This window comes from Aeromonas sp. L_1B5_3, from assembly GCF_963866575.1.
GTDB lineage: Bacteria > Pseudomonadota > Gammaproteobacteria > Enterobacterales > Aeromonadaceae > Aeromonas > Aeromonas jandaei.
In genome coordinates, this window is the sequence record NZ_CAWMDN010000046.1 from 1 (window position 1) to 20,772 (window position 20,772).

Annotated in this window: 23 protein-coding genes and 1 pseudogene; 11 read left to right on the top strand and 13 right to left on the bottom strand. The window is 60.9% G+C overall.

The window, feature by feature from the left end:
- Positions 1-21 precede the first annotated feature (21 nt).
- Positions 22-150, top strand: a pseudogene (locus AACR93_RS03385) (methylated-DNA--[protein]-cysteine S-methyltransferase); the annotation flags it as partial.
- A gap of 314 nt (positions 151-464) precedes the next feature.
- Here the strand turns inward: AACR93_RS03385 and AACR93_RS03390 are convergent.
- From AACR93_RS03390 to tapT, 4 genes are all read right to left on the bottom strand, one after another.
- Positions 465-893 (bottom strand): hypothetical protein, encoded by a 429-nt coding sequence (locus AACR93_RS03390; RefSeq protein ID WP_043849992.1) that lies wholly within the window; start codon positions 891-893, stop codon positions 465-467.
- 194 nt (positions 894-1,087) lie between these two features.
- Entirely contained in the window at positions 1,088-1,861 is a 774-nt protein-coding gene (gene yaaA, locus AACR93_RS03395) for a peroxide stress protein YaaA (RefSeq protein WP_043849993.1), read from the bottom strand.
- Between the two features lie 47 nt (positions 1,862-1,908).
- The gene (tapU, locus tag AACR93_RS03400; protein WP_043850046.1) at positions 1,909-3,018 is read right to left on the bottom strand and encodes a type IVa pilus ATPase TapU; all 1,110 of its coding nucleotides are present in this window, start codon (positions 3,016-3,018) and stop codon (positions 1,909-1,911) included.
- A 28-nt stretch (positions 3,019-3,046) separates the two neighbouring features.
- On the bottom strand, positions 3,047-4,081 hold the full coding sequence (tapT, locus tag AACR93_RS03405; RefSeq protein WP_043849994.1) for a type IVa pilus ATPase TapT: 1,035 nt from the start codon (positions 4,079-4,081) through the stop codon (positions 3,047-3,049).
- 39 nt (positions 4,082-4,120) lie between these two features.
- On the opposite strand from tapT, the gene AACR93_RS03410 reads away from it, so the two are divergent.
- The 5 genes from AACR93_RS03410 to AACR93_RS03430 all read left to right on the top strand — a co-directional run bounded on the left by AACR93_RS03410 (position 4,121) and on the right by AACR93_RS03430 (position 7,027).
- Entirely contained in the window at positions 4,121-4,822 is a 702-nt protein-coding gene (locus AACR93_RS03410; RefSeq protein ID WP_043849995.1) for a YggS family pyridoxal phosphate-dependent enzyme, read from the top strand.
- Between the two features lie 66 nt (positions 4,823-4,888).
- Positions 4,889-5,716 (top strand): pyrroline-5-carboxylate reductase, encoded by an 828-nt coding sequence (gene proC, locus AACR93_RS03415; RefSeq protein WP_043849996.1) that lies wholly within the window; start codon positions 4,889-4,891, stop codon positions 5,714-5,716.
- An 11-nt stretch (positions 5,717-5,727) separates the two neighbouring features.
- The gene (locus AACR93_RS03420; RefSeq protein WP_041209071.1) at positions 5,728-6,279 is read left to right on the top strand and encodes a YggT family protein; all 552 of its coding nucleotides are present in this window, start codon (positions 5,728-5,730) and stop codon (positions 6,277-6,279) included.
- The gene (gene yggU, locus AACR93_RS03425; RefSeq protein WP_033114039.1) at positions 6,279-6,578 is read left to right on the top strand and encodes a DUF167 family protein YggU; all 300 of its coding nucleotides are present in this window, start codon (positions 6,279-6,281) and stop codon (positions 6,576-6,578) included. Before AACR93_RS03420 ends, yggU begins: the two co-directional genes overlap by 1 nt.
- Positions 6,579-6,607: 29 nt before the next feature.
- On the top strand, positions 6,608-7,027 hold the full coding sequence (locus AACR93_RS03430) for a DUF4426 domain-containing protein (protein ID WP_043849997.1): 420 nt from the start codon (positions 6,608-6,610) through the stop codon (positions 7,025-7,027).
- Between the two features lie 102 nt (positions 7,028-7,129).
- Here AACR93_RS03430 and AACR93_RS03435 read toward each other — a convergent pair whose 3' ends face one another.
- From AACR93_RS03435 to AACR93_RS03465, 7 genes are all read right to left on the bottom strand, one after another.
- Complete coding sequence (locus AACR93_RS03435; RefSeq protein ID WP_043849998.1) at positions 7,130-8,326, bottom strand: NupC/NupG family nucleoside CNT transporter; 1,197 nt, start codon at positions 8,324-8,326, stop codon at positions 7,130-7,132.
- 182 nt (positions 8,327-8,508) lie between these two features.
- On the bottom strand, positions 8,509-9,444 hold the full coding sequence (locus AACR93_RS03440) for a LysR family transcriptional regulator (RefSeq protein WP_033114036.1): 936 nt from the start codon (positions 9,442-9,444) through the stop codon (positions 8,509-8,511).
- A gap of 83 nt (positions 9,445-9,527) precedes the next feature.
- Positions 9,528-10,064, bottom strand: coding sequence for a glutathione peroxidase (locus tag AACR93_RS03445; RefSeq protein WP_043849999.1), 537 nt, complete (start codon positions 10,062-10,064; stop codon positions 9,528-9,530).
- A gap of 59 nt (positions 10,065-10,123) precedes the next feature.
- Positions 10,124-10,687, bottom strand: a complete 564-nt coding sequence (locus AACR93_RS03450) for an NnrU family protein (RefSeq protein ID WP_041209067.1) — start codon at positions 10,685-10,687, stop codon at positions 10,124-10,126.
- A gap of 229 nt (positions 10,688-10,916) precedes the next feature.
- A complete protein-coding gene (locus tag AACR93_RS03455; RefSeq protein WP_043850000.1) occupies positions 10,917-12,050 on the bottom strand; it encodes a glycerate kinase in 1,134 nt (377 codons plus the stop codon).
- Positions 12,051-12,059: 9 nt separating this feature from the next.
- Positions 12,060-13,322, bottom strand: coding sequence for a GntP family permease (locus tag AACR93_RS03460; protein WP_043850001.1), 1,263 nt, complete (start codon positions 13,320-13,322; stop codon positions 12,060-12,062).
- 118 nt (positions 13,323-13,440) lie between these two features.
- Positions 13,441-14,556, bottom strand: coding sequence for a sugar diacid recognition domain-containing protein (locus AACR93_RS03465; RefSeq protein WP_043850002.1), 1,116 nt, complete (start codon positions 14,554-14,556; stop codon positions 13,441-13,443).
- Positions 14,557-14,751: 195 nt separating this feature from the next.
- Here AACR93_RS03465 and AACR93_RS03470 point away from each other — a divergent pair, with 195 nt between their 5' ends.
- Entirely contained in the window at positions 14,752-15,126 is a 375-nt protein-coding gene (locus AACR93_RS03470; protein ID WP_033114030.1) for a YacL family protein, read from the top strand.
- 65 nt (positions 15,127-15,191) lie between these two features.
- A complete protein-coding gene (locus AACR93_RS03475) occupies positions 15,192-15,482 on the top strand; it encodes a hypothetical protein (RefSeq protein WP_041209062.1) in 291 nt (96 codons plus the stop codon).
- A 60-nt stretch (positions 15,483-15,542) separates the two neighbouring features.
- On the opposite strand, the gene AACR93_RS03480 is transcribed toward AACR93_RS03475, so the two are convergent.
- The gene (locus tag AACR93_RS03480) at positions 15,543-16,283 is read right to left on the bottom strand and encodes a substrate-binding periplasmic protein (protein ID WP_043850003.1); all 741 of its coding nucleotides are present in this window, start codon (positions 16,281-16,283) and stop codon (positions 15,543-15,545) included.
- Positions 16,284-16,402: 119 nt separating this feature from the next.
- Here AACR93_RS03480 and AACR93_RS03485 point away from each other — a divergent pair, with 119 nt between their 5' ends.
- The 3 genes from AACR93_RS03485 (at position 16,403) to AACR93_RS03495 (ending at position 19,534) form a co-directional block, all read left to right on the top strand.
- Positions 16,403-17,233, top strand: coding sequence for a CPBP family intramembrane glutamic endopeptidase (locus AACR93_RS03485; RefSeq protein WP_043850004.1), 831 nt, complete (start codon positions 16,403-16,405; stop codon positions 17,231-17,233).
- A gap of 196 nt (positions 17,234-17,429) precedes the next feature.
- Positions 17,430-18,746: a sphingomyelin phosphodiesterase gene (locus AACR93_RS03490; RefSeq protein WP_043850005.1), complete on the top strand. Its 1,317-nt coding sequence runs from the start codon at positions 17,430-17,432 to the stop codon at positions 18,744-18,746.
- Positions 18,743-19,534, top strand: a complete 792-nt coding sequence (locus AACR93_RS03495; RefSeq protein ID WP_043850006.1) for a hypothetical protein — start codon at positions 18,743-18,745, stop codon at positions 19,532-19,534. Before AACR93_RS03490 ends, AACR93_RS03495 begins: the two co-directional genes overlap by 4 nt.
- Here the strand turns inward: AACR93_RS03495 and AACR93_RS03500 are convergent.
- On the bottom strand, positions 19,518-20,738 hold the full coding sequence (locus AACR93_RS03500) for a DEAD/DEAH box helicase (protein ID WP_043850007.1): 1,221 nt from the start codon (positions 20,736-20,738) through the stop codon (positions 19,518-19,520). The two genes, AACR93_RS03495 and AACR93_RS03500, sit on opposite strands and share 17 nt — an antisense overlap.
- Positions 20,739-20,772: the final 34 nt, after the last annotated feature.

Consider the following 20,772-nt stretch of genomic DNA (forward strand, 5'->3'; position numbering starts at 1 on the left):
AGATGTGTATAAGAGACAGGCATCATAGTGCCCTGCCACCGGGTGATTGGCCGCAGCGGCGAGCTAACCGGTTATGCCGGCGGCATTCCCATCAAACGCTGGCTACTGGAGCTGGAGCAGCGTCACGCGCCGTTTGTCCTGACCTCATAAACGCGGTGCTCTGAAGAATCATCGCAGCAGAGGCGAGCCTCGGTCACCTTGCTGAAAACGTGTCGAGAAGATGAACAGAGGATGAAGAATTGTCTCAGAACTACTTCAGATAGCAGCTGGCATGATGGCTCCATACTTGAGTGGCACGGCTCATTCACCACTCCAAGTAGCACCCATGTGACGCTTCCAATCTGTCTTTTTTCCCCAGCGCCTCCCTTGAGGCGCTTTTTTTGTGTCCGGAAGAATTCGTCTGTAAAGAGAAGGGGGAAGGCTGAAACGGCCTTCCCCCTTGTTGCTACCAGACGATGACCGGATCAGGACTCGCGCGGGGCGATAAACTGCAGCTCCGGAGCCGAAGAGGTGAGTACGTCGGCGCAGTAATCCCAGGTCGAGATGCGGTAGTGCTGCAAATCTTCGTCCAGATGCAGGCCATCAGACTCTTGATGAAACCAGCTGGCAAAACGGGATGGGGTGATGAGCTGGATCTGCTCTTCGATGGCGTGGCTATCCTTCCCCTCAGCCAGATCGCAATCTTCGATCACCCGCAGGGCGTAGATATGGCGGAAATAGACCCGGCAGAGGATTTGCGGGGGCAGATCGATGCTGCGCGCCCGACCCAGCATGATGGTCAGGGAGTCGCTCCAGAGATCCTGATGCAGCTCGGCAACGACCAGTCCGGGCGGGAGCTGGCGGGACGGAGCCCAAGGTACGGCAACCTGCCGAATGGCATTTTTCTGTTCCATATAAACCTCGCGACGACTCACTCCCTGTCTTGAGTCTATCTGAACCACATAGTCCCCGCGAAGGCAATCTATGGACAATAAAAACGGCAATAAAAAAGCCGACGTATCAAACGTCGGCGAATAAAAAGTGCTTACAACAGAGGATTCACATATTCAGACCCGCGGGTCGAAAGATTGGTTCCCTCTTTTTGTAATTAATTTTCGGCGCGTTTAAACATCAGGGTATTGGCGTCCGACTCTTCCGGCACGAAGTAGTACCCCTCGGCGTTGAAACCGGTCAGCTGTTCCGCCTCGGTCAGGCGGTGTTTGATGATGTGGCGAGCCATCATGCCGCGCGCCTTCTTGGCGTAGAAGCTGATGATCTTGAACTGGCCGTTCTTCTCATCCTTGAACACCGGGGTAACGATCCGCCCTTTCAGGCTCTTGGGTCGTACCGACTTGAAATACTCGTCGGAGGCCAGATTGATCAGCACCTCATCACCTTGGGCGGCCAGCGCGTCGTTGAGGTGGTGAGTGATCACCTCGCCCCAGAACTGGTAGAGATCCTTGCCGCGACCGTTGTCGAGCTTGGTTCCCATCTCAAGTCGGTAGGGCATCATCAGATCGAGTGGGCGCAGCACACCGTAGAGACCGGAGAGCATTCGCAGATGCGCCTGAGCGAAGTCAAAATCGGCCTCGCTGAAATCCTCCACCGCCAATCCGGTGTAGACATCCCCCTTGAAGGCCAGCAGCGCCTGACGGGCGTTGGCCGGAGTAAAGTCGGGTTGCCACTCGGCAAACCGGGCGGCGTTGAGACCCGCCAGCTTGTCGCTGATCTTCATCAGGGTGGCAATTTGATCCGGGCTCAGTTGGCGAGCCCGCTTGATGAGTTCTGCAGAGTGATCGAGCAGCTCGGGTTGGGTGAATCGGGTTGTCACCAGCGGTGACTCGTAATCCAGCGTCTTGGCCGGGGAGACCACAATCAGCATAAGGTTCCTTTATTGCGTGGGGCCAAGCCGCGGCCCGACCCCATTGTTCATTCATCCAGCGTCACATTGTCCAGCGTACCGGTTCCAAGCTGATCACGGCCGGAAAGCTTGATCAGCAGCCGCAGGTCGTTGGCCGAGTCGGCATGGGCAAGGGCCTCACTGTAGCCAATCTGGCCGGAGCAGAACAGGTTGAAGAGCGATTGATCGAAGGTTTGCATGCCAAGCTCGGTCGATTTGGTCATCACCTCCTTGAGCCGGTGCATCTCCCCTTTGCGAATGATGTCAGTGATAAGCGGGGTGTTTAGCAGGATCTCGAACGCGGCGCAGCGCCGCTTGCCATCCACGCTCGGCACCAGTTGCTGGGCGACAATGGCCTTGAGGTTGAAGGAGAGATCGAACAGGAACTGGCGATGCTTCTCCTGCGGCACCAGATGCAAAATGCGATCCAGCGCCTGGTTGGCATTGTTGGCATGCAGGGTCGCGAGACAGAGGTGACCGGTCTCGGCGAATTGCAGGGCAAACTCCATGGTCTCAGAGCTTCTGATCTCGCCGATCAGAATGACGTCAGGAGCCTGACGCAGCGAGCTTTTCAACGCCACATCGAACGACTCGGTATCGATCCCCACCTCCCGCTGGGTGATCAGGCTGCGGCCATGCTGATGGACAAACTCCACCGGGTCTTCCACCGTCAGAATATGGCCGTCGGCATGCTGGTTGCGATAACCGATCATGGTCGCCTGGGTGGTCGATTTGCCCGCCCCGGTGGCGCCGACAAACAGCACCAGTCCGCGCTTGGCCAATGCGACCTCCTGCAGGATCACGGGCAGTTGCAGGTCATCGAAGGTAGGAATACGTGTCTCGATACGCCTAACCACCATGCCGGGCAGCTCCTGCTGCCAGAAAGCGCTGACCCGAAACCGGCCCAAGGTTTCGCGGTGAATGGCGTAGTTGGCCTCCCTGGTGCGGATATAGCGTTCGAAATGCTCGGGGCTCAGGGTCTCCCTCACCAGCGTAAGAGCAGCTTTTTTATCGAGCGCTTCGCCTCCCAAAGAGAGCAGATGGCCGTTCACCTTGAGGGTTGGGGGCGTCCCCACCGTCACAAAGAGATCCGACCCTTTTTTCTCTACCAGCTGGCCCTGCAGTTCATCCAGATTCATCATCGATCCCTCCCTGGATCCGGCATCATCAGATGCTGTTGGGGTCAACCGCCTTGGCCTTGGCATCAAGAGACGCCACCATGCCACGACTCACCAGCTGCTTGAGGCTCTGATCCATGGTCTGCATGCCGTGGGTCATCCCGGTCTGGATCACCGAGTAGAGCTGGGCGATCTTGTCCTCCCGGATGAGATTACGCACCGCCGGGATCCCCATCATGATCTCGTGGGCTGCCACCCGGCCGCCGCCAATGCGCTTGAGCAGGGTCTGGGAGATAACCGCCCGCAGGGATTCGGAGAGCATGGAGCGCACCATGTCTTTCTCTGCGCCGGGAAAGACGTCGATGATACGGTCGATGGTCTTGGCCGCCGACGAGGTGTGCAGGGTGCCAAACACCAAATGGCCGGTTTCGGCGGCAGTCATAGCCAGACGAATGGTCTCAAGGTCGCGCATCTCGCCTACCAGAATGATGTCCGGGTCTTCCCGCAGTGCCGAGCGCAGGGCGTTGCTGAAGCTCTTGGTATCGCGGTGCACTTCCCGCTGGTTCACCAGACAGCGCTTGTTCTCGTGCACAAATTCGATGGGGTCTTCGATGGTGAGAATATGGTGATGGAAGTTCTCGTTGATATAGTTGACCATGGCCGCCAGCGTGGTCGACTTACCGGAACCGGCCGGCCCGGTCACCAGCACCAGACCACGCGGGAACTCGGCGATCTTGCGGAAGATCTCCGGCGCATCGAGATCTTCGAGGCTCAGCACAGTACTGGGGATGGTACGAAATACCGCGCCGGAACCGCGCGCTTGCTGGAAAGCGTTGACCCGGAAACGGGCCAGATTGGGCACCTCGAACGAGAAGTCGACCTCGAAGTTCTCCTCCAGCTCCTTGCGCTGGTGATCGTTCATGATGTCGTAAATGAGGGCGTGCACTTCCCGATGTTCCAGGGCGGGCAAATTGATCTTGCGAACCTCGCCATCAACCCTGATCATCGGGGGAACCCCGGCGGACAGGTGTAGATCCGACGCTTTATGCTTTACACTGAAAGCCAATAACTCTGTGATATCCATAGATTTGTCATTCTCCCATCACAAGATCACTAACGAAACATGAACCAGATTGCCCAGCACCTGCTTCAGGTAAAAGAACGTATTGCCCAGGCAGCCAGAGGGGCGAGCCGCGATCCGGAGCAGGTCCGGTTGCTTGCGGTCAGCAAAACCAAACCCCTTGAGGCCCTGATGGCCGCTCACGCTGCCGGACAGCGCTGCTTTGGCGAATCCTACGCTCAGGAAGCGGCCACCAAGATCGACACCCTGCGCCAGCAACCCGAATATAACGACATAGAGTGGCACTTTATCGGCCCTTTGCAATCGAACAAATCCAGGCTGGTTGCCGAACGGTTCGACTGGGTGCAAAGCGTGGACAGAGAGAAGCTGATCGAACGTCTGAACAATCAGCGCCCTGCCAGCATGGCACCGCTAAATGTTTGTCTGCAAATCAATATTAGCGGAGAGAGCAGCAAATCCGGAACGTCGGAACAAGAGATTTTCCGCCTTGCCGAACTGGTTTCTCGCAGTGAGCGGCTGGTGCTGCGCGGGCTGATGGCCATTCCCGAACACACCAGTGACGAGACAGTATTGGCCGCCCAAATGGCCCGCATGCAGACTCTGTTCACCGAGCTTGCGCGACAATACCCGAGCGTCGATACCCTCTCGATGGGGATGACCGAGGATCTTGAACTGGCGATCGCCCACGGCAGCACCATGGTGCGGGTCGGCACAGCTATCTTCGGCGCCCGCGACTACTCATAAGCCGGTGCGCGAGCGCATGCAACGCACGCCGCGTGCCAGCGCCCCACCAAGCAACAGGAGCCTTTAATGCAACAGCACAGGACGCTCGCCTTTATCGGCGCAGGCAACATGAGCCGCAGCATCATCGCCGGTCTGGTCAAAGCGGGTTATCCGGCAACGCTTATCACTGCCGCCAACCCGAGCCAGCCCAAACTGGATGCGCTAGCCAACGACTACGGCATTCGCACCACCCGGTCCAATGCCGAGGCTGCCCGCCATGCCGAGGTGATCGTGCTGGCGGTCAAACCACAGCTGATGGCCGGCATGCTGGCAGCACTGGTTGCCGAGCTGGGCTCCCTTGCGGGCAAGCTGCTCGTCTCCATCGCGGCCGGCATCAAGGTTGCTCGCCTTGCCGAGATGGCCGGTGGTCACGACCGTATCATCCGCACCATGCCCAATACCCCGGCCCTGCTGGGTCTGGGCATGACCGGGCTATACGCCCCCGAGCATATTGCCGCCGCGGATCGCGACTTTGCCGAGCAGATGATGCAGGCGGTAGGCAAGACTCTCTGGGTGGAGCAGGAGTCCGGCATCAACAGCGTCATCGCCGCAGCCGGCAGCGCCCCGGCCTACTTCTTCCTCTTTATGCAGGCGATCGCCGAAGAGGCTGAAGCGATGGGCTTCTCGCCCGAGCAGGCACGCCAACTGGTGCAGCAGACCGCCCTCGGTGCAGCTGCCATGGTGGAGCAAAATCCCGAGCTGTCGCTGCAAACCCTGCGTGAGCAGGTCACCAGCAAGGGCGGCACAACCGCCGAAGCCATCAAGACATTCCAGCAGCAGGGGCTGATGCCGCTGACTGCCAACGCCATGCAGGCAGCCGTAGCTCGCGCCGCCGAAATGGAAACTCTTTTCTGACAGGAGCCCAGATGAACACCGCTTACTTTCTGATCAACACCGTTTTCGATCTCTACCTGATGGTAGTGCTGCTGCGCGTCTGGCTGCAGTGGGCGCGTGCCGATTTCTACAACCCCATGAGCCAGATGGTGGTCAAGCTGACCAACCCGCTGGTGGTGCCGCTACGCCGGGTTATCCCGGGTCTGGGGGGGCTGGATCTCGCCTCTGTGGTGCTGGCACTGGCTGTCGCCTTCCTCAAACTGGCCCTGCTCAAGAGCATGAACGTGCTGCTGGCCGACTGGCTCAGCCTCAGCCTCTTCGCCGCGCTGACCGTGCTGAAAAAGGCCGGTTCTATGATCTTCTGGGTACTGCTGATCCGCGCCATCCTGAGCTGGGTCAGCCAGGGCCGCAACCCCATCGAATATGTGATGTACCAGCTGACCGAGCCCTTCCTCTCTCCGATCCGCCGCGTGCTGCCGGCGCTGGGCGGACTGGATCTCTCGGTGCTGGTTGCCTTTATCGGGCTGCAGGCCATCAACTATCTGCTGGGCGACCTGTTCGGCCAGCTGTGGTGGATGATTTGATGCCTGCCGTCCTGCTACAGGGGGATGAACTGGTACTGCATCTGATGATCCAGCCCAAGGCGAGCCGGGATCAGATCGTCGGATTGCACGGAGAAGAGTTGAAAGTGGCCATCACGGCACCACCCGTCGATGGCCAGGCCAACAGCCATTTGATCAAGTTTCTGGCCAAGCAGTTCAAGGTGGCCAAGGGGCAGGTCACCATAGTGCGGGGCGAGCTGGGGCGACACAAGACGGTCGCCATCGACAGCCCCAAACAGTTGCCGCCGGAAGTGAGCGCTCTGCTGGACAATCCGGCCTGAGCCAACATTGATACGAGAGGGATGACACCATGAAAACAGCCTGGATGAGCTGCCTGTTGGCACTGCTGATGACCCAGCCCCTGCGGGCTGAACAGATGAAGGAGCTGGGCCCCTGGCAGGTGCACTACAACGCCTTCAACTCCAGCTTCCTCACCCCCGAGGTGGCCAAAACCTACGGTCTGGAGCGCAGCCGCTACAACGGCATCATCAACATTGCGGTGCAGGACAAGCAGGGCAAGGCCCAGGCGGTCTCCGTCACCGGCGAGGCCAAAAACCTCACCGGCACCATCCGCAACCTCAGCTTCCAGGAGGTCAAGGAGGGGGATGCCATCTACTATCTGGCAACCCTCCCCTACCGCAATGAAGATACCTACCAGTTCACCTTGAAGATCATGGGGGGCGGTCAGCAGCAGATCCTCACCTTCCAGCAAACCTTCTACGTTGACTGAATAGCGCAACAAAAAGCCCCGACTCAGGTCGGGGCTTTTTATTCGGGAAAAACAGCAAGGGCGCCATGATGGCGCCCCTGTTTTATGAATTATCCAGGCCTGTTACAGGGCAAGGAAGATGCTTGCGAGGGAGGCGCTCATCAGGTTGGCCAGCACGCCGGAGAGGATGGCACGCATACCGTAACGGGCGATAAAGCCTTTGCGCTCCGGCACCATGGCACCCAGACCGCCGATCAGGATGGCCATGGAGGAGATATTGGCGAAGCCGCACAGGGCGAAGGTCACAATGGCCTTGCTCGACTCGCTCAGGGTCTGATCCTGCACCAGGGCGATGAAGGCGACGAACTCGTTGACCACGATCTTGGTACCAATCAGAGCACCGGCAGCCTGTGCCTGCTCCCAGGGCACACCGATCAACCAGGATAACGGGGCAAACAACCAACCCAGAATGATCTGGAAGCTCAGATCCAGACCCACCAGACCACCAGCCCAGCCGAGCAGACCGTTAAGCATGGCGATCACACCGACGAAGGCCAGCAGGGTCGCACCGACCGCCACGGCGATATTGAGGCCGGCCATGGCACCATCGGCAGCCGCTTCAATCACGTTGGTGGCGCGGGGGATCTCGACGTCCTGATGGTGATCCACCTCTTCAACACTCGGCGGAACCAGGATCTTGGCCATCGCCAGACCGGCTGGCGCGGACATGAAGGCGGCCGCAATCAGGTATTTCAGCTCGACCCCGATGCTGGCGTAACCGACCAGAGTGCCGCCCGCGACAGAGGCGAGACCACAGCTCATCACCGCGAAGAACTGGGAATCGGACATCTTGGAGAGGTAGGGTTTGACCACCAGCGGCGCTTCCACCATGCCGACGAAGATGTTGGCGGTGGCGGAGAGGCTCTCGGCACGGCCGGTGCCCAGCAGCTTCTGCAGACCGCCGCCCAGCAGAGAGATCACCCGCGGCATCAGGCCGATGTGGTAAAGGATGGCGATCACCGCAGAGAAGAAGATGATGACCGGCAGCACGTTGAAGGCAAAGATGAAGCCCAGCTTGAACTTGGCCAGATCGCCAAACAGGAAGGCGATCCCCTCCTGACCGTAGCCAATCACGCTGCTGACACTCTCGCTCACCCCATTCAGCACGTGCTGACCAGCAGGCAGCCAGAGCACCAGCGCGGCAAACATGACCTGCAGGCAGAGGGCAAGGCCAACTGTTCGCAACGGGATACGACGACGATTATCAGAGCAGATCACGGCAAGCGCCAGGATACTCAGGATGCCGAGCAGGGCAATCATAGGGACTCCATCAGGTGGGGAAAAAGATGGGCGCGGATTCTGCGCCTCTCCCCCCGTCACTGCAAGTCCACTTGGTTACGGGCCTGTTAGAAAAAACGTTTGCACGATACCGGTTGCGCCAACTGGCTGATTTGGCTCGATTTTAGTATCAGAAGAAATCGAGTGTTTCCATTTAAAAACAATTATTCCTCGCTACCGGACAATCGACCACCGAGCCAGGGGGCCAGCCGCTGCTCCCAGTAGGGTTCCGGGCCAAAGCGAGCCTTGAGGAAATCGATGAAGAGACGGATCTTGGGATCCAGATGTTCGCGCCGGGCATAGACGGCGTGCACCGCCATCTGCTGATTCGGCCGCCACTCCGGCAGCAGCGGGATCAGCTTGCCGCTCTGTAACTCCTTGTCCAGCAAGTAGTTGGCGATATAGGCGATGCCAAGTCCGGCCAGCGCAGCATCGCGCACCGCTTCCGCCATGTCGACCCGATAGTTGCCAGCAACCTGCACCGTCTGGCGCTCCTTGCCCTGACGGAACGACCACTGGTGATAGCGCCGCTCCCGGCTCTGATAGGTGATGCAGTTGTGCTGGGCCAGCTCTTTCGGGTGGAGCGGCGTACCGTGGCTCAACAGGTAATCCGGCGAAGCAGCCAGCACGAAGCCGATATCGGCCAGCCGCTGCCCGACCAGCCCTTCCGGTTTGTCCTCATAGGTGGTGAGCCAGAGATCCAGCCCTTCGTCCACCAGATTGGTTTTGTGGTCGAACAGGGAGACCTCCAGCTCAAGCTCGGGATAACGATCCTGAAACGCCTTGAGATGGGGAATGACATGCAGACGGCCGAAAGATTGGCCCACCCCGAGATGGAGCACGCCACTCACCTTGCCACGCCGCTCGGCAATCATCGAGTTCGCCTCCTGCGCCACCGCCACCAGCGCATGGCAGTGGCGGGCATATTCCTGACCCAGCTCGGTCAGAGCGAAGCGACGGGTGGTGCGCTGTACCAGCTGGGCGCCAAGAGCGGTCTCCAGCAGTGCCAGCTGCTTGCTGATGTGAGATTTGGAGACGCCGAGACGGCGGGCGGCAGCAGAGATCCCCTGCTCACGCACCAGCGCATCGAAGATCACCATTTGCGGAAGACGTTGCAGCACAGGATAACCGGGTTGAAAGGGCGGGAGCCCATTATTCCAGAGCTCCTCGCCAAGGGGTAGGGTCAGCGCGCCAGCGCCCGGGTGATCTGCAGCTTGAGGGGATCATCGGACGGATTCTGGTTGGCGCCGTAGCTGGCAATCAGCTTGCCATCGCGCCCCACCAGATACTTGTGGAAGTTCCAGTTCGGTTCATCGCCATCTGCGGCCGCCGCCAGCCCCTTGAACAGCGGCACAGCATCAGAACCACGCACCGCCACCCGGTTGAACATGGGGAAGGTCACACCATAGTCGCGACGGCACACCTCGGCGGTCTTGTTCTCGTTGCCCGCCTCCTGCCAGAAGTCGTTGGAGGGGAAACCGAGAATAATCAGCCCCTTATCCTTGTAGCTCTGATAAAGCTTCTCCAAATCGCGAAACTGGCCGCTATAGCCGCAGTAGGAGGCGGTATTGACCACCAGCACCACCTTGCCCTCGGTCAGCTGACAGAGATTGTGGCGCTGGGTGCTGTTGAGCTCGCGCATCTCCACATTGAAATAGTCGGGACAGGCGGCAGATGCAATGCCGCTGCCAAGCAGCAACAACAGCGCTAACCATTTCATCGGCAACACTCCTTGTGGTTTTCTCTCTGATACGTCCCTTGCTCCGGGGCGGTTCACTCTCAATGAAGAGGAATGCCGGTCAGCCAGCCGTGGCCCCAGAAGATGAGCAGCGCCGTGGCCGCCAGTCCAGCCCCGACACTGATGCCGGTACCGGTCCAGTTGGCTTCGGGACGTGGATATTTCTGCCAGTCTCGCACCGAAATCCAGACGATGCTCACCAGCGCCCACAGCCCGATACCGCCAAACAGCACCAGCGAACGCGCCTCGCTGTTGACCAGCAGGTGGGCGATAGCCCAGAGCAGGGTGCCGAGCAGCTGCGGATGAACCAGCCAGCGCCGCAAATGGTTGGGGCCCTGCCCCGAAAAAAAGAGAATGAGGGAGATGGGCATCATCCCCATCATGGCCAGCGGCCCCCAATCCGGCAGGAAATAGAGCGGAAATGGCCGGACAGTGCGCCAGCCGGCAATGATGCAGGCGATGGCAACGAAAACCAGCAGGGAGAAGAGCCCCTTGTAGCGATTTTCCCCGAGCCGCTCGCGCAGCCGTGCCCGATGCGCCGCTGCAAAACAGGGGTAGAGGTGGATCAGGGTAAACAGCGCGACGCCCAGAGTCAGCAGGATCATGGGTCTCTCCTTGTTCGTGTGGCTACCACTATGCCGGAAAGGGCGGAATGCGCCTATAGAAACCGCGTGACCCCATGGTATCGAACATGGAGCTGGAGGATGTAACAAGAAAAAAGCCGATCACGGAGGATCGGCAAAGAAGTGCTAGGGCAGCCAGACATCTCGCGGGATGAGAGATGCCCCATACGGGAATATTGGGTGGCCGATGGCGCCCATCGGCCGAACCGGATCAACCCTTGAGTTGATAGAGTGCCGCGACGTTGCGCGCAGTCAGCTGAATGTTGGTGCTGGCAGTTTCCAGTGCTTCCGGCAGAGACATGGCACGGTTGACCACGGCGAACACCGCATCCAGCCCGTGCTCGTGCACCACGCCGCAATCATCGGTCAGACAACCGGAGATACCGATCACCGGCTTGCCGAACTGCTTGGCGCAGCGTGCGACACCGATTGGCGTCTTGCCGTGGATGGTCTGGCTGTCGATACGACCTTCACCGGTGATGACCAGATCCGCATCGGCCACTTCATCAGCCAGTTTCAGGGCTTCGATGACAATCTGGATACCGGGCTTGAGCTCGGCACCAAGCAGACCGACCAGCGCAGCCCCCATACCACCGGCAGCGCCCGCCCCCGGAATATCCTTCACCTGCTTGCCAAGGGCCTGCTCGATGCAGTCGGCATAACGGGAAAGATTGGCATCGAGCTGCTGCACCATCTCGGGGGTCGCCCCCTTCTGCGGGCCAAACACCGCGGAGGCACCTTTCGGGCCGCACAGTGGGTTGTTCACATCACACGCCACCTCGATAACCAGCTCACCCAGACGCGGGTCCAGACCGCTCAGGTCGATGGTCGCGAGTTCGGCAAGACCGGCGCCACCCAGCTCGATGGCTGAGCCATCGGCTTTGAGCAACTTGCCGCCGAGTGCCTGGATCATACCGGCACCGCCGTCATTGGTGGCGCTGCCGCCGATACCGAGGATGAGGTGCTTCACCCCCATCTCCAGTGCGGCCAGGATCAGCTCGCCGGTACCGAAGCTGGAGGTGAGCAGCGGATTGCGCTGCTCGGGAGCGACCAGATGGATACCGGAGGCGGCGGCCATCTCGATGACGGCGCGCTGACCATCACCCAGCAGGCCGACAAAACCCTGCACCTTGTTGCCAAGGGGCGCTGTCACTTCGACCGGGAGGATGCGGCCGCCGGTGGCATCGACCAGCGACTGCACCGTGCCCTCGCCGCCATCGGCCATCGGCAATTTGACGTAGGTGGCGTTTGGCAACACCTGTTTGAAACCGGCCTCGATGGCATCGGCCACCGCCATGGCGCTCAGGCTCTCCTTGAATGAATCGGGGGCAATAACAATTTTCATATCAATTCCTTAGGCGAGGCCAAACACGCCAAACATCAGGGTAGAGACAGCAGCAATGGTCAGACCGACTGCGGTTTCGTAAGGGATGAGCTTGAGACGCTCACCCACGCCCATGTGGACGCTGCCGCCAGTAGCATGGAAGAAGGAGCCGTGGGGCATATGGTCAAACACGGTGGCACCGGCATGGATCATGGCGGCACCCGCCAGCGCGCTGACACCCAGTTCAAGCAGGGTGGAGCTGAATACGTTGGAAGCCACTACAGTACCGGCGGTAGTCGAGGCGGTTGCCAGCGACATCAGGGCACCGGAGATGGGGGCCAGCAGGTAAGAGGGCAGACCGGAGGCGGTCAGGCCACTGATCAGCACATCTTTCAGGCCGGAGTTGGCAATGATGCCCGCCAGGGTACCGGTACCCAGCAGCATGATGGCCACCGGCGCCATGCGGGAGAGGCCGGAGACAGCAAACTGGTTCACCTTGCTGAACTTGCCCATCATCAGGGCACCGACCAGACCACCGAGCGGCAGCGCAATCAGCGGATCCACCACGATACCGGCGACCGGGCGCAGGGCCAGCAGCAGGATGGCAACCAGCGGCGCACTGATGGCGGCAGCAAAGCCCGGCAGTTTGGTGCCCTCGAAGCTCACCACCTCGTCAGCGGCAACCTTGCTGCCCTTGTTGTTCAGACGCTTGGCCAGCCAGTAAGCCATCACCAGACCAAACAGGCCCGGGATGATGCCGGCCGCCATGACCGAGGTAAGGGGCAGGTGGAAGGCATCCGCAGCCGCGATGGCGTTGGGGTTGGGTGACATGACGTTGCCCGCCTTGCCGCCACCGATCATCGCCAGCAGGATGGCCGCCTTGGAGAGGTCGGCACGGCGGGCGATGGCCAGCGCAATGGGCGCCACCGTGATGACTGCCACGTCCACGAATACACCGACCGCAGTCAGGATCATGGTCGCCAGCGCCAGCGCCAGCAAGGCGCGGGTCTCACCCAGTTTCTTGACGATGGTCTCGGCGATGGTGGTAGCCGCACCCGATTCGATCAGCACGCCGGCCAGTACGCCGGCCGCCAGGATCCGCATCACCGCAGTGGTGATCCCCTGGGCGCCGCCGATCATCAGGGCAACGGTCTGGCTGAGATCGGCGCCGCCGATCAGGCCGCCAGCGAGCGCGCCGACGATCATGCCGTAAGCGGGCGGAACCTTCTTCAGAATGAGGAAGATGGCGATGGAGAGCGCCGCGATGGCGCCAAGGGCAGTAACCTGGATCATGACGGACACCTTCAATGGGAGTGAATGGCCGCCATTATGGAGATCTGCAATCAGAATGCTTTGGCCAAATGGCCAAACATTGCGTCATAGAACAGGGTTTATTTGTCTATCTGAACAATCACAAATCTAGATTAAGGCCGAGATAGAGCAAAAATTTGTCGTCTAACTTGTTGAAATTCAATCCGGTTATCTGCTCGATCCGGCTTAGCCGGTAACGCAGGGTATTGGGGTGAATGAACAAGGCTTCGGCACAGCGATGCAGATCACAATCCTGCAAGAAATATTGGCGCAGGGTCTTCTGCAGCGTCCCCTTGCCATCTTCCTTGGCCAGTTTCTGCAGCGGTGTGCGCAGCTGATCCGCCTGCCAGGAGTCCGCCAGACTGCCGAGCAACACCGGCAAGCGGTAATCCTCGAAGAAGTAGACCTGCTTGCGCGGCGCTTGGCGCATGCCACGGCGCAATGTATCGCGCGCCGTCTGGTAGGAGCGCGCCAGCCCGTCGATCCCGGCGAAGTAATCCCCCACCCCGATCCGCACCTTGAAGTGGGGGATGCGTGCCAGCAGCAGCTTGATGCGGCTGCGCTCCTGCGCCGATTGCCAGAGGCCGTCGCTGAGCTGGGCCGGTTTTAGCACCACTATCTCGTCAAGACCGTTGATGGCCACCAGATTGTCCCGCTCCGGGTTCTCCAGCAGATGTACCAGCTCTCGCAGCCGGGCCGGATCGCTCTCCTCCAGTGCCAGCACCGCCACCACTCGCGGCTGGCCGAGATCGAGCCCGAGGAAACGGGCCGCCTGCTGCAACTGATCGACCCGCCCCTCGCCGCGGATCAGCTGCAGCACCAGCTCCTCCTTGTGGCGCTTGTCCCACTGCAGCTGTTCGGTGAGCGCCGCCTGCTCCAGGATCAGCTCGGCAGTCATTCGCACCAGCTCGGCGTAAGCTCGAACGATGTCCGGATCGCCGGAGATACCGATGACCCCCAGCAACTCCCCCTGATAGGCGATGGGCAGGTTGATGCCAGGACGCACCCCCTTGAGCTCGCGGGCGGTCGCTTCGCTGATCTCCACCACCCGGTTTTCGGTCAGTGCCAGCACGGCCCCCTCGTGACGCTGATGGAGCCGCTCCGGATTGCCGGACGCAATGATGAGACCGTGTTCATCCATCACGTTGACCGAGAACGACAGGATCTTCATCGCCCGGCTCACAATCTGGCGCGCCAGGGTATCGTTTAGCTGCATAACATCTCCAAAGAAGGGACTCGGCAACCCGCAGGAAAGCGCCTGCTACGGGGCAAAGATGCCACATCATCAAGACAAGCGAGAGGGGGATCGCTAGAATAGGCCACTTTACCCGATGTGAGCCCGCCATGGAGCAGGATTTGGTGCTGCCACCACGGCTTCGTGCAGGCCCATCCCCCCGATTTGGAGTGCGCTATGGATTATGAATTTCGCCGCGACCCGTTCGGTGGTTATCGCGCCCGCTTCTCCATGGGCCATGAAGCCATCGGCCAGTGGCTGATCGACGAAGTGGGCAAAGATGAGGAGAAGATCGACGAGCTCTTCGCCATCATCGACCAGCTATCCAGTCGGAGTCGCACCGAATACCGGCTCACCGGCGGGGATTACTCCCTGCTGCTGACCCACGAAGAGGCGGAGGTGAAAGCCAACGTCCTCAATATCGAACTGGGCGAGGATCTCGACGATCTCGCCTACTACGATGATGAACAGCTTGCCATGTGCGGGCTGGAAGACTTTGCCCAGGTGCTCACCTCCTGGCGCGCCTTTATCCGCAACGAGGATATGGGCTGATTGACCCCGTTTCGCTTATTCTGGTCGGCCACTGCGGTCGACCATCCAAACCAACAGGATTGACTATGTCTATTTACGATTTTGATGACGAGCTGCCGGAAGACGAGCAGGATCAACCGAAGAAACCCGCCCAACCCAAGAAAAAGGGCAAGCAGGTGCTGAACACTCAGGTCAACCTGAGCCCGCGCGATGCCAGCCGTCTGAACGGCATGCACGTTGAAGCAATCACCACCCTGGATGATGTCAGCCTGCCGAAGAACGTCATCTTCAAGGCAGGCCTGATCGCGTTGGGTGAGCTGGATGCCAACCAGCGCGCCGACATCATCGCCCGCGTCATCGCCGAATCAGGCCGCTAATCACGTCCCTGAATAAACAAAGCCGGAGCCACTGCTCCGGCTTTGTTGTTTCTGACCCCCTTACTTGCAGCGAGGCGAGCGGGGCATGCTTCTTGGCACCAGCTTGTCGTAATGACCGCTGGCCCGACTCGCCGCCAGCGCCTCGTTGAACCGCTCGATCAGCTCCCGGCCACCGGGCGCCTTGCGCGAGACCATCAGATAAAAACTGTCGGTCTGGCGAAAATAGGGGAGCGGCTGCAGATAGTTGGGATCGCCGAAGATCTGCATGCTGGCATCGGCAGTAACCGTATCGTTCATCGGCATCAGCTCCACCCGCTTCAGTGCCACCATCTGCAGGCACTGCGCCAGAGAGGCTGGACGGATCAGCTGCAGCGAAAAGCGGGCGATCACTTCGTCGGCATGACTGGTGCTCCAGCCCGCCGGAATGCAGACCCGCAGCCCCTGCCACTTGCCGTCCAGCACCGCATCGCTGCCCTGATAGGTAAACCAGGAGAGGTGATCGATATGGAGCGGGGCGCTGTAGTAGAAGAGCTTGGCCCGCTCGCTCGTCCAGGCGTAGGGATAGGTGGCCGTCATCAGGCCATTGCGGGTCAGTTCATAACCCCGGTTCCAGGGCAGATAATCTACCTTCACCTCGTCATAACCGGCCTGGCGCAGCAGCGTTGTCACCAGCCGGGTGCTCTCCCCGCCATCCGCCAGCTCCTTGCCGCTATAGGGAGCAAACTCCCCGGTCGCCAGCAGCACGGGGGCTGCCTGCAACCAGGTGCACCAACAACAGAACAACCACAGATAGTGCTTCATCACCGACTCTCCCTTCACCCTGTGATGAGTATAGAGAAGGGGCCCGACCACCTGCTGCGCGGTTGTTCTCGCGGCGGCCCCTTGTTAAGGTGGCCGTTTGCCTCGACCAAGGAGATCCAATGTTACCCCTTCCCGATTCGCTTATCTGGGGCGCGCTGGCGCTGGCCGTGCTGTTTGCCCTGCTGCGCCAGCGCCTTCCCGCGTTTGGCCTGCTGGGCTTCTCTCTGCTGCTGGCCCTCTGGCTTGGCCGTATCACGCCGCCTGCGCTGGTCATCACGCTGGCGGGATTGCTGCTGGCGTGGCGCACGCCCGCCCTGCCCCCCCGCTGGGCGACCGCGGCCAGAGTTGCACTGATTGTCTGGTCGCTTGCGCTGACCCTGCACTTCATCCCCGGCTTCAGCAATCTCAAGGTGCTGGACAAGGTGCTCGCCGGCCCCGGCAGCGTGCCGTTCAACATGTACCTCAATCTGGACAAGCCGCTGCAGATCTTCGCCCTGCTGCTCGCCTTCCCGACCCTGCTAGGCAAAGGAGGGATCATTCGCTGGCGTCCGCTGGCTCTGCTGATCCTGCCGCTGGCGGCGCTGTTCGGCATTGCCTGGCAACTGGGAGCACTGCGCCCCGAGGTGGGGCTGCCCCACTGGTGGTGGCTGTTTGCCCTCAACAATCTGCTCTTCACCTGTGTGGCGGAAGAGGCGCTGTTTCGCGGCGCGATCCAGCAGGAGCTGGCAAGCCGCAGCAAACCCTGGTTTGCCATTGTGACCAGCGCCCTGCTGTTTGGCGCCATCCACCTGCCGGGCGGGCCCCTGCTGGCGCTCTTCGCTGCCCTTGCGGGCTGCTGTTATGGTCTGGCCTTCCAGCTAAGCGGCCGACTCAGCGTCGCCATCGCAGTGCACTTCGCCTTCAACTTCGCACATCTGGCGCTCTTCACCTATCCGCTGGCCCATCACTAACTCCTGCAGGCGCCCGACACGGGCGCTTTCTCGCGAAACGCCCTCTCTTCAAGCGTGCTGCCTTGCTCGCTTTACAGCTCCACAAAGCTCCAAACAAAACCAATTCATTTACTTGTAACGAAAATGTAAACAAACTGACCTCTGCATTCGCCATAACAGTCACTTTCCATTGCCCTGCAACCAAAAGGATCCTGTGATGCAGAAAACCCTCAGTTATGCCGCCCTGCTGCTGGTCAGCCAGTTCCCGCAACTGGCACTGGCCGATACCGATGTCTATCTCACCAACAACAGCCCTGAACCGCTCCAGATCGACATCCGCCAAAGCGGTTCCGGCGAGCTGCAACCCGGCAGTCAGTGGCTTCAGCACCGCACCGAGCTGGGCCCATGGGAGAGTGCCATGGTGCTCAGCTTCAATCGCTATGAGGGGGTCAAGGCGGGCAAGAGCTATCTGTTCGAAACCCGCGTGACTACAGCGAGTGGCGACGTCTATCGCCTCAACCAGCTCATGGAGGGAACCTGGTGGAACACCACCTTGCAGCACGGTGGCGAGACGCCGACCGGCGCATCCGGCTGGCAAAACGATCGGGAGATCCATCGCGTGGCGGGGCCACAAGAGCTGGCCTTTGCCGCCAAGTTCACCGGCCGCTACGACGATCTGCACTATATGATCACGCCACCCCAAAAACGGGAGCAGCCGGAACCGGCAGAAAACAGGCTCAAGGTGGCCAGCTACAACGTCTGGGCGCTGCCGGTGATCGCCTCCAGCATCGGTGAGCGGCTGGCACTGCTGCCAGAGCATCTCAAGGGCTATGACGCCCTGCTGCTGCAAGAGGTATTCGATGGCCGCCGCGAGGGCTTTTTGCAGGCGTTGGCGAAAGAGTATCCCTACCAGACCAAGGTGCTCGACAAGCCCGGGGTCAACGTCCACGACGGCGGCGTGGTGATCGTCAGCCGCTATCCCATAGTGCGGGAGGCACAGCTGGTCTATCCCCAATGCACCGGCACCGACTGCTTCGCCGACAAGGGGGTGATGTACGCCGAGGTGATCAAGGGGGGCAAGGCGTGGCACCTGTTCGCTACCCACACCGCCAGCTTCGACACCGACGAGGCGCGCAAGCTGCGCCAGATCCAGTTCGGCCAGATCCGCACTCTGGCTGCCAGCCTGAAGATCCCGACCACGGATACCGTCATCTACGGCGGTGACTTCAACGTCAACAAACGCAAGTTTGCCGATGACTACGCCGGCATGCTGGCCAACCTCAATGCCGATGAGCCGGCCTACGGCGGCTATACCGAAGCGACCTTCGATCCCAGGATCAACCCCTATGCCGGTGGGCCGCTCTCGGGCGGAGCCAACGTCGAGTATCTGGACTATCTGGTGGTGAGCCGTGAGTACGGCGCCGTACGCCACAACCTCAACAGCGTCTGGATCCCGCGCAGCAGCGCCGCCAGCCTCTGGCCCGCCAGCAACCTCTCCGATCACTTCCCGGTCAAGGGAGAGATAAGCCGATGAAACGTTACCACGGCTTGCTGGCGTTGACTGTGCCGGCACTGTTGCTGTTCAACCTGTTCGGCGAACAAACAACACCAGAGCAGCAGGCTCCGGCCAGCCAGCCGACCCGAGCAGCCAACGTGGCAGCTCAGGTGCCGCTTTCTACGGTCGTCAGCTCGCAGGCCACCACTGCGTCATCTGCTCGCAGCGAACCCCTGCCCGCCAGCTGGCGGGCTATGCCGGATGAGCTGAGCCAGCAGCTCGCGAGCGAGGTAAGCGACAGCGATCTGCCACTGGCCGAGCGGCTTGCCAATCTGGAAGGGGCAGAGGCCCGCTGGCTTGGCGAGGGGGAGAGCCTGTATCGGCTACAGGGGCGCTATGCGCTGGCGCTGGAGGAGCTGGCTCAGGAGAGCGAGCAGTTATCACTGGCCGAGCGACTGGACGCCCTCAGCCGCTTGCAGGATCAGTGGGCGGCAGATCACCCGGATCTGGCGGGCGAACTGTTCAATCCGGATGCCCGTTTGCAGCAGGCTCGCCAGCTGTGGGGGGATGAGGAGCTGGCGACGCAGGCTCGCCACTTCCTGCCAGCAGAGCGAGCAGAGGCGACCGTGCAGTTTGCCGCCAACCGCCAGCAACAGCTGGATCAGCGCAGCCGCTATCAGCAGCAGCTCGCAGCGTTGGAACAGCAGCTGGCCGCCGCGCAGGGGGCTATGGCGCCTGCCGCGTGGCAGCAGTACCGCGAAGAGCAGCTAAGCCGGTTCAGGCGCGATTTTTTCGCCAACGAACAGAGAGTTAGCGCCGTCCCTTGAACTGCTTGACGCTGCGTTTGGCCTGAGTGCGACGATTGGCCTGCTTGTCGCGGGGTGGGCGCTTGCCCTCCCCGCTGGCTGGCTGGTCGGTGACCGGGAAGCCGGCCAGCTCACTCACCGGCAACTCACGTCCGGTAAGGGTGCGGATCGCAATCAGCATATCGGCTTCACCATGACAGGTGAGCGAGATGGCGAGCCCGCTGCGCCCGGCCCGGGCGGTACGGCCGATGCGGTGCACATAGACGGGGGCGCTGGCGGGCAGATCCAGATTGATCACCACCGGCAGAGCCTCCACATGGATGCCGCGCGCCATCAGGTCGGTGGCCACCAGCACCCGAACCTTGCCCGCCTTGAAATCGGCAAGAGCCTGCTCGCGCACCGCCTGCTCCTTCTCGCCGTGCAGAGCCGCCACCGCAATGCCCGCCTTGGCCAGCTTTCTGGCGACGCCGTCGGCATCATCCCGCGCACTGATAAAGACCAGTACCTGCGGCCACGCCTGCTCCTTGAGCAGACTGATGAGCGCCGGCACCTTGCTGCTCTTGTTGACCCGATAGAGCCGCTCTTCGATATCGTCGGCCACGCTGTTGCGAGGATCCGCTTCCACCCGATCCGGCTCCTTCAGCAGGCCGGTCGCCAACTCCTCAAGCTCGCCCGGCAGGGTGGCAGAGAAGAGCAGAGTCTGGCGCCCGACCGGCATGCCGTTCAGCAGCCACTGGATGTCGGGCCAGAAGCCCATCTCCAGCAGGCGATCAGCCTCATCCAGTACCAGGGTGCGCAACCCGGCCAGATTCAGCAGTTGCTGACCCAGCAGATCCCGCAATCGCCCCGGCGTCGCCACCAGCAGTTGTGGCCCCTGCGCCAGCTCGGCCTGTTGCTGCTCCTGCGCTACCCCGCCACACAGGGTCACCAGCCGCACGCCCAGCTCATCGGCAAAACCTTGCAGCGCACCGCTCACCTGTGCGGCCAGCTCGCGAGTCGGCACCAGCACCACCCCCTGCACCTCGGATATGGCGGGATCCAGCCGCTGCAGCAGCGGCAGACCGAACGCCAGCGTCTTGCCACTGCCGGTTCGGGCCAGCGCCAGCAGATCCCGTCCCGCCAGCACGGCAGGGATGGCCAGTTGCTGCACCCGGGTCGGGTGCTTGAGGTCGGTTGGCAGGGCTGCCAGCAGAGCGGGCGCGAGGGCGAGTTCGTTAAAGGTCATGGCGTTACGCAGATATCGGCTGAATGAAGAGGTG